The sequence below is a fragment of the Mesorhizobium abyssinicae genome (assembly GCF_049887195.1).
Classification (GTDB): domain Bacteria; phylum Pseudomonadota; class Alphaproteobacteria; order Rhizobiales; family Rhizobiaceae; genus Mesorhizobium; species Mesorhizobium abyssinicae.
This window is the reverse complement of the sequence record NZ_JARAKC010000009.1, coordinates 242,648-255,552: the sequence shown is the minus strand read 5'-3', so window position 1 is coordinate 255,552 and position 12,905 is coordinate 242,648. Positions and strand designations below refer to the sequence as shown.

Genomic DNA, 12,905 nt, shown 5'->3' with positions numbered 1-12,905 from the left:
GTCATCGCTGGTCGCCAGGCTGCCGTCGGCATCCTCGAGCTTGTGGCCCGAGATCGAGCCAAGCTCGACATTGACGAAGTCCTGGTCGGTCAGGTTCTGGCCCGATGTCAGGCTGTCCTGGTCGATCGTCGTAGCTGTCAGATGTGTCCAGCCCGATTGATCCTCCTCTTTGATCAAATAGTCGCCGGGCGCCAGTCCGGTGAACTGGTAGAAGCCGCTGGCGTCGGTCGTGGTCTGCGCCACCTGCTCGGCCGCATCGGCGATGTTGTCGTGGTTGGCGTCCTTGTAGAGCGTAATCGTCCAGTTCTCGACCGGCGTCTGGTCATCGGAGGTCGCCAGGCTGCCGTCGGCATCCTCGATCTTATGGCCCGAGATCGAGCCAAGCTCGACGTTGACGAAGTCCTGGTCGGTCAGGTTCTGGCCCGAGGTCAAGCTGTTCTGGTTGATCGTCGCCGAGGTCAGATGTGTCCAGCCCGACTGATCCTCTTCCTTGATCAAGTAGTCGCCCGGCGCCAGTCCGGTGAACTGGTAGAAGCCGCTGCCATTGGTGGTGGTCTGCGCGACCTGCTCGCCGGCGTCGGCGATGTTGTTGTGGTTGGCGTCGTTATAGAGCGTGATCGTCCAGCCGCTCACAGCGGTCTGGTCTCCGGTCGTCGCCAGGCTGCCGTCGGCATCCTCGAACTTGTGACCCGAGATCGAGCCGAGTTCGACATTGACGAAGTCCTGGTTCGTCAGGTTCTGGCCCGAGGTCAAGCTGTTCTGGTTGATCGTCGCCGAGCTCAGATGCGTCCAGCCTGCCTTATCCTCTTCCTTGATCAGGTAGTCGCCGGGCACCAACCCGGTGAACTGGTAGAGGCCGTTGGCATCGGTGGTCGTCTGCGCCACCTGCTCGCCGGCGTCGGCGATGTTGTTGTGGTTTGCATCATTGTAGAGCGTGATCGTCCAGTTCTCGACCGGGGCCCGGTCACCGGTCGTCACTAAGCTGCCGTCGCCATCTTCATATTTGTGGCCCGAGATAGAGCCGAGCTGGAAATTGCCGAAGTCGTTGTTGTGGCTGTCCTGGCCGGCCACCACTGTAACGGAGTACTCGCCCTGCGCATTGTTCGGCGCATCCTGCGACCATCCTGCCTGCTGCACCTCGCGGACCGTGTAGGTGCCGGGCGTGACCGTGAATTTGTAATAGCCGTTTGCGTCGGTGAAGGTGAACGGCTCGCCCGAGTCCCACGTGTTGTTGTCGTTCACATCCAGATAGATCTTCCAGCCGGCGAGAGCCGGCTCGCCGGCTTCCCAGACGTGGTCGGCATTCAAGTCGTTGAACTTGTGCCCATCGATCACCTGGCCGATCTGGCGGTTCCATTCCTCGAAGCCGGACTCGGCCGTCCATGTGCTCGGCGTCGTTTCGGTCGAACCTTGATAAGTGCCGGCCTGATAGCCGAACCCGGAATAGAGATAGATAAAGGGCTTGCTCGGATCGAAATTGGCGACCGGAACCAGGAACGACATGTCGGTGGTGTTGCCGCTGCCCGGCTGGAGATCGCCGTTCAACCCGATGAATTTGTCGCCGCCTTGATCCAGATCATAGATCTTCGTGGCGGTCGGGAAGGCGCCGGTGCCTTGATCCGGGGCTGCTCCGGGATCGTAATTGCTCAAGTTGCCGGCAGTGGCCTGCCAGATCTGGAGCGTATCCAGGGAAAGGTTCTGGACATTGTCAGAGTTCGACTCGTTGATGTCGAGATCAAATCGATAATAGCCGACACCATTCACATATTGAATCGGAATGTCGGCAATGTTCAGTGCATGAACATATTGAGTACTGCCCTTGGCGGTATCGTCGAGCACTTTAACGTTGGCGTCGGTATTGTATCCCTGCTCCGTGCCGTTGTTCTGAATGCGGACGAAGGGATCAAGCAGACCCGTTCCGGCGCCGGTTGCGACATCCGAGGACGAAAAGATCGCGCCGTTGATCGTCGCGGTGGTTTTGAAAGTCAGATCGACCATGGTCGCGGCGTCGGTGAAATTCACTGCCGCGACCCGGCCGGTTGCCGGGTCTGTCGTCGTGAGCGTGAAGGCCTGATTCAACGCGTCGCTGTTGACGTACCACGAGGTCTGGATCTTGCCGTTGACTGTACCATCGAGATCGCCGGCGCCGCCATCGGTGACGACCCAGGGCGTACCAGTCCCGGTCAGATCATAGGTGAGCACATCGTCCACGGTGCCGAGGACCCCGTCGGCGCCAGCGCTGACATGGGCGACCGAAAATGTGAGCGAGCCGCCGTCCCCGACGTCGGTGGCGGTGATCCCTACCGTCTCGCCGGGCGCGTAGTCCGCGTCCGCCTGGTCTATCGTAACCGCAAGCGGCGGAACGGGGTCGGAAGAAGCCGGATCGGTGCTTCCGGTCACGGTGGAATCAAGGGTTGCGAGCGGATCGTTGGTCAGATTGTCGCTGATATCGCTAGACGTCATTTCATTTCCCCTAGCTTCGGATTCGGTTGCTGATCGTGGCTGCTGTTTTCTCTTGGCTGCTGTTTCCCACCTGGGCGGGCTTACTCTCTAAAGGCTCGACTGATCTGGTCCCGCAATGGCTTGACCAGGTAGGAGATCACCGAACGGTCCTCGGTCTTGATGAAGGATTCCACCGGCATGCCGGGCACCAGCTTGACCTCGCCGAGGCGCGCGACTTCCGCGGCGGTCGTCCTGATACGCACAGTGTAATAGTTGGCACCAGTGCGCTGATCGGTGGCGATGTCGGGCGAGGTCCTTTCGACCACGCCGTCGATTTGCGGCGTCGTGCGGGTGTTGAATGCCGAAAAGCGCAGCGACGCCGACTGGCCGACCCATAGCTTGTCGATGTCGCTGGGGGCGATCTTGGCCTCCACCGCCAGACTGTCATTGTCCGGCACGACCTGCATGATCGTCTGTCCCGGCGTGATCACGCCGCCGATCGTATAGGCGAGCGACTGCTGCACGACGCCGTCCTGCGGGGCGCGGATGTCGACACGCTTCAACTGGTCCTCGGCGGCGACCTTGCGCTCGATGAGCTCGCCCATCTTGCCGTCGATGTCGCGCAAGTCCCGGTTCACTTCGGTGCTGAGGTCGAGGTCGATCTGGATGATCTGCAGCTTGATCTCGGCGATGCGCCCCTGCGCCTGCGCCAGCGCGGCGATGAGCTGGCCGCGTTCGCCATCGAGGCGTGTCGCCTCGCGCTCGGTCGAGGTCAGGCGATCGATGGAGATGAGCTTCTTGCCCCACAGCGTGCGCACGGAAGCGAGCTCCTTTTGCACCAGCTGGATTTCCTTGCTTTTGGCTTCCATCTGCGCGGTGTCGCCGGCGATCTCCTTCTCGAGCTGGACGATGCGTTCGCCGAGCTGGCCCTTCTGGCCGGCGCGGGAGGTGCGCCGCGTGTCGAAATGCTGCGTCTCGCCGGAGATCGCCTCGGCGACGTCGGGATCGGCCGAGCGATCGAGGAGGTCCCGGGGAAAGTCGATGCCGTCCGTCCCCCGGCGCTCGGCATCGAGACGGGCCTTGCGCGCCATGAGCTGGTCGAGCGCCTTGCTCACCACCGCAAGATTGGCGGCCGGCACGGTGCGGTCGAGACGCAGCAAAAGGTCGCCGGCCTTCACGCGGTCACCGTCGCGAGCGTCGATCTCGGCCACGACGCCCCCGGTCGCATGCTGCACGTTCTTGACATGCGAACCGACGACCAGCGTGCCTGGAGCGATCACCGCGCCGGCGATCTCGGTGACCGAGGCCCAGCCGCCCACACCACCTCCAAGCAGGAGCACGGCGCCGAGCCCAAGGCGAGTGTAGAAACGGATCGAAGCGTGGGCGTTGCCGGGCGCGGCCATGTCAGTTCCCTCCCCCGGTCCGGGTGGCGACCGCGGTCGTTTCCGCGGATACCCGCTGCGGCGGGTTGCTTGACGGGACCGAGCGCAGCATCGGGAACATCTTGGCGAAGACCTCCTCCTTCGGTCCGAATTCGTGCACGCGCCCCTGCTTCATCGCCATGATGAAATCGACGGCGGTCAGCACGTTCGGGCGATGGGCGACGATGACGACAACGCCGCCGCGCTCGCGAACGCCGAGCATCGCGCGGATCAAGGCCTGCTCGCCGTCCATGTCGAGGTTGGAATTCGGCTCGTCGAGCACGACCAGGAACGGATCGCGATAGAGCGTGCGAGCCAAAGCGATGCGCTGGCGCTGGCCGGCCGAAAGCGCCTCGCCGTGGTCACCGATCTCGGTTTCATAACCCTGGCGGAAGCCGACGATCAGGTCATGCGCGCCGGCCGCCTTGGCCGCGGCGATGATTGCTGCCGGGTCGGCGTCCATCTCGAAGCGGGAGATGTTTTCGGCGACCGTGCCGGCAAACAGCTCCACATCCTGCGGCAGGTAGCCGATATGGCGGCCGCGCTCCTGCGACGACCATTGGTCGAGGTCGGCGCCATCGAGCTTGACGCGGCCCCCGACGGGTTGCCAGGCCCCGACCAGGGCCCGCACCAAGGTGGACTTTCCCGAGCCGCTCGGCCCGATGATGCCGAGCCCATGGCCGGCTTCCATGGCGAAGCTGGCGTCCTGCACCAGCAGCCGCTGCAGGCCCGGAGCCGTAATGGCGGCATTCTGCATCACCACGCTGGCGCTGGGGGCCGGCAGCAATAGGGGTTCGGTTTCGGCAGGCATGACCGCCAGCACCTTGGTCAGGCGTTGCCAGCCCTGGCGCGCGCCGACGAAACCTTTCCAGTTGGCGATCGCCAGATCGACCGGCGCCAGCGCCCGGCCGCTGAGGATGGAAGCGGCGATGATGACGCCGGCCGATGCCTCCTGCTCGATCACCAGCCAAGCGCCGATGCCGAGCATCGACGACTGCAGCAGCATGCGCAGCACTTTCGACACCGCGCCGAAACTGCCGGCAACGTCGCTGACCTTGCGCTGGTCGGCGATGAATTCGACGTTGGCATCCTGCCAGCGCGACGCCAGCCCGCCAGCCATGCCCATGGCGGCGACCACTTCGGCATTACGGGTGCCTGCAGCGATGAGCCCGCCGCGCCGGTTGCCGCTCAAGGTTGCGGCCGATACCGGTTGTCGCGTCAGCCGCTCGGCAAGCAGGGTCAGCACGACCAGCACGACCGCGCCGAGCAGCGCCGCGGCGCCAAGCACCCAGTGGAACATGAAGATGATGATCAGGTATAGGGGCAGCCATGGCAGGTCGAAAAGCGCCGTCGGTCCCATGCCTGACAGGAAGCCGCGCACGCTGTCGAGATCGCGCATCGGCTGCAGGCTGTCAGCCCCGCGCGCGGCCTTCAGCGGCAATCTCAGCATCGAGGTATAGACGCGACGGCCAAGCGCCTCGTCGAGCGCCCCGCCGATGCGCACCAGCACCCGCGCCCGCACGAAATCGAGGAAACCCTGCCCACAATAAAGGATGACGAGCAATATCGAGATGCCGACAAGCGTCGGCAGGCTGCGGCTCGGCAGCACGCGATCATAGACCTCGAGCATGTAGAGCGAGCCGGCAAGCATCAGCACGTTGAGCATGCCGCTGAACAGTCCGACCGCAATGAAGGCCGACCGGCAACTGGCAAGCGCAGCGGCCAGTTCGGAGCGAGCGGGATTGGCCTTCCGCGCGGCCGGCCTCGCCGATGGCTTGCGCGGCGCGGCGGTCCGACCGGGTGGGTCGCCAACGGGTTTTTGCCTGCCGTCGCCGCGGGCGCGAAACATGGCCAGGCTGCCGATACCCGCCATCGCCACCGCGACGAGCGTCCAGCCCATCGACGCAAGCCCGCTGAAGCCGGACAGAAAGAAACCGGCGACGCAAACGACGACGGCGAAGCCGAAAAGCCTGACCTTCGCCTGCGCCGAAGCAAACGCTGCTTTGCTCAACAACCCGAGCGACGCCTTACTGAACCCCGCAGTCACGACTTGCCTCTCCCATCAGGGACGAGTCAGCTGCGCGCAACGGCGCGCAACGCGGCTGACTGGCCATGGCAACAGCGCCGAGATTCAGCGCTCAAGTCCGAGAGGGAGGAGGATCGGCGTTGCGTCTGGCAACCCGCGGCAGCGGCCGGCGAACTGCAAAACGCGACAGCGCCTCACGACGACTGGCGGCTCGATGGTGATGCGGCGGCGACTGATATGTCGCCGCGCGGTTCCCTTCCCTGTAGCGCCGTAACTCGTTGTTGCCGGTCGGGAGATTGTTTACGCTACTATATTAGAACATTATTAACTCTATCTGGGCGTGCGTCAACGGGCATTTCGACGAGATCCGGCCCGGTGAAGTTGAAGTATATGGGAGTATAACGCCAGGCGAAGCGGACGGAGCTGATTCGCTCACACCACCTTCTTGCCGCGCTTGCCGCCGTGCTCTGCAACCGCCTTCTCGACGGCGCGTTTCAGTTCGTCCTTGATCTCGACGGTCTCGGCCATCAGCGTGTCGATCTTCAGGAAATCGAGCACGCGGTATTTCGAGACGGCCGGGCGGATGAGGATGTCGGGCGGACACTGCCTCAGCTTGTTGGCGATGATCGACTGCATCATCAGTTGCGTGGCGCCGTACATCAAATCGACGGTGGTCGGGTGCCTGCGCTCGGCCTCGCTCGGCGCGCCGACGACGTCGATGGCTATGACGATGTCGGCGTCCTTTTCGATGAGGTCGAACGGCACCGGGTTGTAGATGCCGCCGTCGATCAGCACGCGGCCATCGCGGGTCACCGGCCGGAACACCGCCGGAATGGCCGCCGAGGCAGCCAATGCGGAATGCAGGTCACCATCCTCGAAGACCGCAAGCTTGTGGCCGAAATAGTCGGTCGCCGTCACCTTGAGCGGGATCTTCAGCTCCGCGAAGGTTTCGGGAATGGCCTCTGGCAGGAAGGCCTTCAGGATACGCTCGACATTGAACTGGCTGACGCGGATGCCGCTCTCCATCGCCTCGGCGATAGTGCCCGGCCGTGCCCGCCACATGCGCGAGGCCACCTCGGCGCGGCGGCCGAGGATCGAGCGGGCATAGTCGTGGATGTCCTTGCCGGTCATGCCGGAGGCCATGCCGGCGCCCATGATGGCGCCGATCGAGGAGCCGGCGATGGCCACCGGCCTGATGCCGAGCTCGTCCAGCGCCTCGATGGCGTGGATGTGCGCCAGGCCCCGCGCGCCGCCGCCGCCGAAGGCAACGCCGAAGGTGGGGCCGCTGCTCATCCCTTGCCGCCTCCGGCAGCCTTGGCGAGCGGTGGGCCGACGACCATGATCGCCGGCACGGGCGACAGCAGCTTCTTCGCCGCCGCCTTGACGTCATCCAGCGTCACCGCGTTGATGAGGCCGGCGCGGCGCTGCAGATAGTCGATGCCCAGCCTGTCGAGCTGCAGTTCCACCAGGGTCGCGGCGATGGAGCCGGAGGAGTCCAGATTGTTGATGGCATAGGCGCCGATCATGTATTTCTTGGCGGCGTCGAGCTCAGCCTCGGTCGGACCCTCTTCGGCCAATGTCTTGACCACGTCGCGCACGATCGCAAGCGTCTCCGACGCGCGGTCGGAGCGGGTCGCGGTGGTGATGATCAGCGCGTTGGAATGCTGGTGATCGACGAGGTTGGAATCGACGCCATAGGCAAGGCCGCGCTTCTCGCGCACCTCGTCATAGAGGCGCGAGGTGAAGGTGCCGCCGCCGAGGATCTCGTTCATCAGCACCGCGGCGAAGAAATCCGGAGCGCTGCGCTTCACGCCGGGATAGGCGAACTGCAGCGAAGTCTGCGGCAGGTCGTAGTCGACCTCCACCTGCTGACCAAGCTTGGGCTGGGTGTCGGCAATGGCGGCGAGCGCCTGCCTCTGCGGCAGGTCGCCGAACAGTTGGTCGAGCTTCCGCTTCAATGTCGCGGCGTCGATGTCGCCGACCACGGCGACATGCAGGCCGTCGCGGGCGAAGCTCGCCCTGTGGAAGGCGCCGAGATCTGCCGGCGCGATCGCTGCGATGCTCTCCCTGGTGCCTTCGTCCGGCCTGGAATAGGGATGCTCCCCATAGATGGCGCGCAGCCATTTGCGCTGGGCGATCGCATTGGGGTCGCGCTCATTGGCGACGATGCCCGCCAGCACCTGGGCGCGCACGCGGTCGAGCGGCGCCTGGTCGAAGCGGGGTTTGTTGACCGCGAGCGTCAAGAGATCGAAGGCGGCGTCTTTCTGTTCCGACAGCATGCGCATCGAGCCGTAAATGCCGTCTCGCTGCGGCTCGAAGCTCATCTCGGCGCCGGCATCGTCGAGCTTCACCTGGAAGGCGTCGCTGTCGAGGTCTCCGGCGCCCTCGTCGAACAGGCCGGTCATCAGATTGGCCAGCCCCTCCTTGCCCGCCGGATCCTGCGCGGTGCCGCCGTCGAAGACGAAGCGGATGGCGATGATCGGCACCGTGTGGTCCTCGACCAGCCAGGCGGTGATGCCCTTGTCAGACTTCACCTCCTGGATGTTCATGCCGGCATGCGCGGCGAGCGCGGGCAGGATCAGGAAGAAGATCGCAAAGCACAGGGTGGCGAGGGCGCGCAGCGCTTTTCCTTCTCCCCTTGCGGGAGAAGGTGTCGCCGAAGGCGACGGATGAGGGGGGTTGGAAGAAACGAACCGTGGGCGATCCTGCCAGCACCCCTCATCCGTCTCGGCGCTACGCGCCGGTCCACCTTCTCTCACAAGGGGAGAAGGAAAAGCACTCATCCGCCCGGCCACAGAACTCATCATCAATTCCCCGCCTGTTGCTGCGGCAGGAGATAGCCTGTCGTCGAATGGTCGAGCACCAGATAACGGGCGGCGACCGCCTTGACCTCGTCGGCGGTGACCTTGCGGATGCGATCCGGCCATTCGAGCACGTCCTGCACATTGCCGCGGGTGGCCAGTGTCGAGCCATACATGTTGGCCATGTCGTCCTGCTTGTCGCGGGCGAAGATCATCGAGCGGACATAGCGCTGCTTGGCCTTCTCCAGCTCGTCGTCGGTGACGCCGTCCCTGGCGATGCGGGCGACCTCGGCGTCGACCGCCGCCTCGACATCGCCGAGCTTGGCGTCACCGCGCGGTGCGCCGTAGATGGTGAAGTTGGTGGCGTCGAGCATGGTGCCCTGGAAGTAGGCGCCGGCCTCCGCCGCGACGCCCTGCTTCACGACCAGCTGCTGGTAGAGCCGGCTGCGGTTGCCGCCGCCGAGGATTTCGGCGAGCAGGTCGAGCGCCTCGGCCTCGCCCGGCCGGGCCGTGTGATAGGACGGCACCACCCATTGCGTCGAGAAGGTCGGCACCGAAACGCGCGCGTCGGACAGCGTCACCGTGCGTTTGGTGTTCTGCTCGGGCTCGACCGGGCGGATGCGCGGCGGCAGGTCCGGCCCGCGCGCGACCTTGCCGTAGGTCTTCTCGGCCAGCGCCTTCACCGTGTCGGGCTCGACATCGCCAGCCACCACCAGCACGGCGTTGTTTGGCCGGTAATACTTGTCGTAGAAAGCGATCGCGTCGGTGCGGTTCAGCTGTTCCATCTCCTGCATCCAGCCGATGACCGGAATGCGGTAGGGCTGGTTCTGCCACAGCGTGGCGTCGACCTCCTCCTCCAGCAGCGCCTGCGGGCTGCTGTCGATGCGCGAGCGGCGCTCCTCCAGGATGACGTCGCGCTCGGTCTTGATGACGTCGTCGGTGAGGATGAGGTTGCGCATGCGGTCGGCCTCGAAGGCCATCATCTCGCCCAGCGCCGATGGCGCCACCGTCTCATGGAAGGCGGTATAGTCGTAGGAGGTGAAGGCGTTGTTGGAGCCGCCGATCTCCGCGACGGCGCTGTCGAACTCGCCGGCGGCGTGGTTGGTGGTCGCCTTGAACATCAGGTGCTCGAAGAAATGCGCGATGCCGGATTTGCCGGCCGGCTCATCGGCGCTGCCGATCTTGTACCACACCATGTGGGTAACGATCGGGGCGCGATGATCGGGGATGACCACCACCTCCATGCCGTTGTCGAGGAGAAAATCCGTCACCTTGCCGTCGTCGCCGGCGAGCGCCGGGCCGGTGAGCGCAAGCGCCGAGGTAAGGAGCGCCGCGCGCAGCCGTCTGGTGCAAGATGTCATTAAACGCTCCGGTTTCGGTTGCGCGACGATAGGCAAGGTTGCTGGTCGAGGCAAAGTGAATTGTTCGTCATTTTCGAGGCGGCGCTTCTTCCTTCTCCACTTGTGGGAGAGGAGAGCTGCTCACCCCGCCTCGATGAACCGGATCACCGTCTCGCCATAACCGCGCTCGTCGACCACCGCGAATCCCTCCCCGGCCTCGAACGGCGCGGAGGCCGCTTCCTCGACGACGCAGAGCGCGCCGGGCAGCAGCCAGCCGCCTTGCCTGGCGGAACGCAGCGCACGCTCGCCAAGACCCTTGCCATAGGGCGGATCGGCGAAGACGAGGCCGAAAGCGGCCAGCGTGCCGGCATCGCCGAGCCCAGTGGCGTCGCGGCGGAAGATCTTGGTGCGGCCGGTCAGTCCGAAGGCCTCGACATTCTCGCGGATCAGGCCGCGTCCCTCGGCCGATTCCTCGATGAAGACGCCGTAGGAAGCCCCCCGCGACAGCGCCTCCAGACCGAGCGCGCCGGTGCCGGCGAACAGGTCGAGCACGCGCGCGCCATCGAGCTTGTCGGCGAAGCGATGCGCCAGCACGTTGAAGAGCGCCTCGCGCGTGCGGTCGGTGGTCGGGCGGATGGCATTGCCGCGCGGCGTCGCCAGCGGACGCCCGCGGAACTCACCGCCGACGATTCTCATTTCAATCCGGCCCTCATCTGGTCCTGGGACCCTTCGGGCGCGGCCGGTCGCCGCCATCCGGGCGCTCGCCACGCGGCTTGCCGTACGGCTTGGCGCCGCCCGGCTTGCCGGCGGCCTTGCCATAGGACGGCTTGAACGAAGCCTTGCGCGCCTTCGCTTCCGCCGCCTTTGCGGCATCGGCCTCCGCCCTGCCCTTGCCGATCGGCCGGGCACCCGGCGCCATCCAGACATTGGCCTTGCGCTGGCCGGGCGGCTCGATCGGCCGCTGCTCGCGCTCGGACTTCTTGCCGCCGAACCCCGCACGGGGCTTGTCGCCAAAACCACCGCGAGGTTTGTCGCCGAAACCGCCGCGCTCCGGCTTCGGACCGCGCTCGCCGAAGGCCCTGTCGGGTTTGGTCGAAAGCTTGCCCAGCGCCTCGTCGCGGCTGCCTTCGCGGCGCTTGCGGGCCTTGATCAGCCCGCCTTCGCCGATCGGCCGGCGATCGACGCCATCGCGCGGGAATTTTGGCCGTTCGGCCTCATCGCGTCGCGGTTCGGTGCGGCGCACCGGTTTGTTGGAAAAGGGCTTTTGGATCTCGGCGTCGAAATTGGCGCCGGATTCCTCGACCAGGCGCTCGCCGAGCTGGTCGCGCAGCACGCGGCCCTTGATCTCCAGCACATGGCCCTCCGGCAGGTCCTCGAGCTGGAATGGGCCGTAGGAAATACGGATCAGCCGCGTCACGTCGAGGCCGAGCGCGCCAAGGATGTTCTTGACCTCGCGGTTCTTGCCTTCGCGCAGGCCGATCGTCAGCCAGGCATTGGTGCCCTGCTCCCGGTCGAGGCTGGCTTCGATCGCGCCATAAAAAACGCCGTCGACGGCGATGCCCTCGCGCAGGCCCGCGAGCGCGCTTTCCTCGACCTTGCCGTGCACGCGCACCCGGTAGCGCCTGAGCCAGCCGGTGGCCGGCAACTCGAGCACGCGCGACAGGCCGCCGTCATTGGTCAGCAACAACAGCCCCTCGGTGTTGATGTCGAGGCGGCCGATGGTCATCAGCCGCGGCAGTTCCGCCGGCAGCACGTCGAAGACGGTCTTGCGGCCCTCGGGATCGCGGTTGGTGGTGACGACGCCGGCCGGCTTGTGGAACAGGAACAGCCGCGTGCGCTCGATCTTGGGGATTTCCATGCCGTCGAGATGGATGATGTCATCTGGCATGACGTTGAAGGCCGGCGAGGACAGGACCTTGCCGTTGACCTTGACGCGGCCGGCGGCGATCAGTTCCTCGGCGTCGCGGCGCGAGGCAAGACCGGCGCGTGCGAGCCGCTTGGCGATGCGCTCGCCCGCCTCCTCGGCGGCCTCCGTTGGGCGCGGGCGCGGCTTGAAACCGCCCTGCGGCCGGTCGCCGGCAAAATCGCGCTTGGGGCGATCGGCGAAGTCACGCTTCGGGCGATCGGCGAAATCCCGTTTCGGGCGATCGGCAAAGTCACGCTTCGGACGATCGGCAAAATCACGTTTAGGCCGGTCGAAACGCTTTTCGCCGCCCGCGCCCTCGGCGGCCATCGGCCGGTCGCCGCGCGGCGTATAAGGCTTGCGCTCACGATTCTCGAACGGCTTGCCGTCCGGACGCGGGCCCTTGCGGAACGGCTTGTCGCCGCCTGGCGCGCCCTGCTCTAGATCGCGCGGCTTGTAGGCGCGCTTGAAATCGCGCGGAGGCCGCTCGCCTTCGGCAGCCATCGGCCGGTCGCCGCGCGGCGCGTAGGGCTTGCGCGGCCCCTCGCGCTTCTCGAAGGGCTTGCCTTCGGGACGCTTGCCCTTGCTGAACGGCCGGTCGCCGCTCTTGAAATCGCGCTTTGGCCGCTCGCCTTCGGCAGCCATCGGCCGGTCGCCACGCGGCGCGTAAGGCTTCTTGGCGCCGAAGCCCGGCTTGCCGCCCTTGCCGGCGGCGCCATCGCGGCCGCGCGGCCCCGCGGCTTTCGGACCGCCCCTGACCGGCCCCTTCTTGGGCCGGAATTTCTTGTCGTTGTCGTCCATGTGGCCTTTGCCTGTTTGCGCTGCTACAGCGTGGCGCATCCGTTCGGGCGCGCAAAGGACGCTGTCGCACTTTGATGTGGCGCATGATCGTTGCCGAAAACCGAGTCCGATTTTCGAGGTTAGGCGCTAGATAACAGGATCGCTGTCGGGTGGCGAGGAGATAATCGGAAT

8 protein-coding genes are annotated in these 12,905 nt (G+C 65.5%); all 8 read right to left on the bottom strand.

Translation table 11 applies throughout. The features are described 5' to 3' along the window. The coding region (locus tag PU724_RS21315) for an MSCRAMM family protein (protein WP_426213618.1) at positions 1 to 2,463 on the bottom strand (2,463 nt) is incomplete at its 3' end. Positions 2,464 to 2,543: 80 nt separating this feature from the next. Next, entirely contained in the window at positions 2,544 to 3,845 is a 1,302-nt protein-coding gene (locus PU724_RS21310) for an HlyD family type I secretion periplasmic adaptor subunit (RefSeq protein ID WP_127286001.1), read from the bottom strand. A gap of 1 nt (position 3,846) precedes the next feature. Then, the gene (locus PU724_RS21305) at positions 3,847 to 5,874 is read right to left on the bottom strand and encodes a type I secretion system permease/ATPase (protein ID WP_354423350.1); all 2,028 of its coding nucleotides are present in this window, start codon (positions 5,872 to 5,874) and stop codon (positions 3,847 to 3,849) included. Positions 5,875 to 6,321: 447 nt separating this feature from the next. Beyond that, on the bottom strand, positions 6,322 to 7,182 hold the full coding sequence (locus PU724_RS21300) for a patatin-like phospholipase family protein (protein WP_354423352.1): 861 nt from the start codon (positions 7,180 to 7,182) through the stop codon (positions 6,322 to 6,324). After that, positions 7,179 to 8,438 (bottom strand): M16 family metallopeptidase, encoded by a 1,260-nt coding sequence (locus tag PU724_RS21295; protein ID WP_426213615.1) that lies wholly within the window; start codon positions 8,436 to 8,438, stop codon positions 7,179 to 7,181. The genes PU724_RS21300 and PU724_RS21295 overlap by 4 nt, the downstream gene beginning before the upstream one ends. Positions 8,439 to 8,695: 257 nt before the next feature. After that, positions 8,696 to 10,051, bottom strand: a complete 1,356-nt coding sequence (locus PU724_RS21290; protein ID WP_354423354.1) for a M16 family metallopeptidase — start codon at positions 10,049 to 10,051, stop codon at positions 8,696 to 8,698. A gap of 120 nt (positions 10,052 to 10,171) precedes the next feature. Next, on the bottom strand, positions 10,172 to 10,726 hold the full coding sequence (gene rsmD, locus PU724_RS21285; protein WP_127286672.1) for a 16S rRNA (guanine(966)-N(2))-methyltransferase RsmD: 555 nt from the start codon (positions 10,724 to 10,726) through the stop codon (positions 10,172 to 10,174). A 13-nt stretch (positions 10,727 to 10,739) separates the two neighbouring features. Beyond that, positions 10,740 to 12,734: a pseudouridine synthase gene (locus PU724_RS21280; protein WP_354423356.1), complete on the bottom strand. Its 1,995-nt coding sequence runs from the start codon at positions 12,732 to 12,734 to the stop codon at positions 10,740 to 10,742. Between the last annotated feature and the right edge of the window lie 171 nt (positions 12,735 to 12,905).

What these genes read in the sequence shown, in the direction of transcription:
- PU724_RS21290 (WP_354423354.1), bottom strand. Translation starts at nt 10,051, where the DNA reads ATGACATCTTGCACCAGACGGCTGCGCGCGGCGCTCCTTACCTCGGCG.
- PU724_RS21280 (WP_354423356.1), bottom strand. Translation starts at nt 12,734, where the DNA reads ATGGACGACAACGACAAGAAATTCCGGCCCAAGAAGGGGCCGGTCAGG.
- PU724_RS21300 (WP_354423352.1), bottom strand. Translation starts at nt 7,182, where the DNA reads ATGAGCAGCGGCCCCACCTTCGGCGTTGCCTTCGGCGGCGGCGGCGCG.
- PU724_RS21310 (WP_127286001.1), bottom strand. Translation starts at nt 3,845, where the DNA reads ATGGCCGCGCCCGGCAACGCCCACGCTTCGATCCGTTTCTACACTCGC.
- PU724_RS21295 (WP_426213615.1), bottom strand. Translation starts at nt 8,438, where the DNA reads ATGAACATCCAGGAGGTGAAGTCTGACAAGGGCATCACCGCCTGGCTG.
- rsmD (WP_127286672.1), bottom strand. Translation starts at nt 10,726, where the DNA reads ATGAGAATCGTCGGCGGTGAGTTCCGCGGGCGTCCGCTGGCGACGCCG.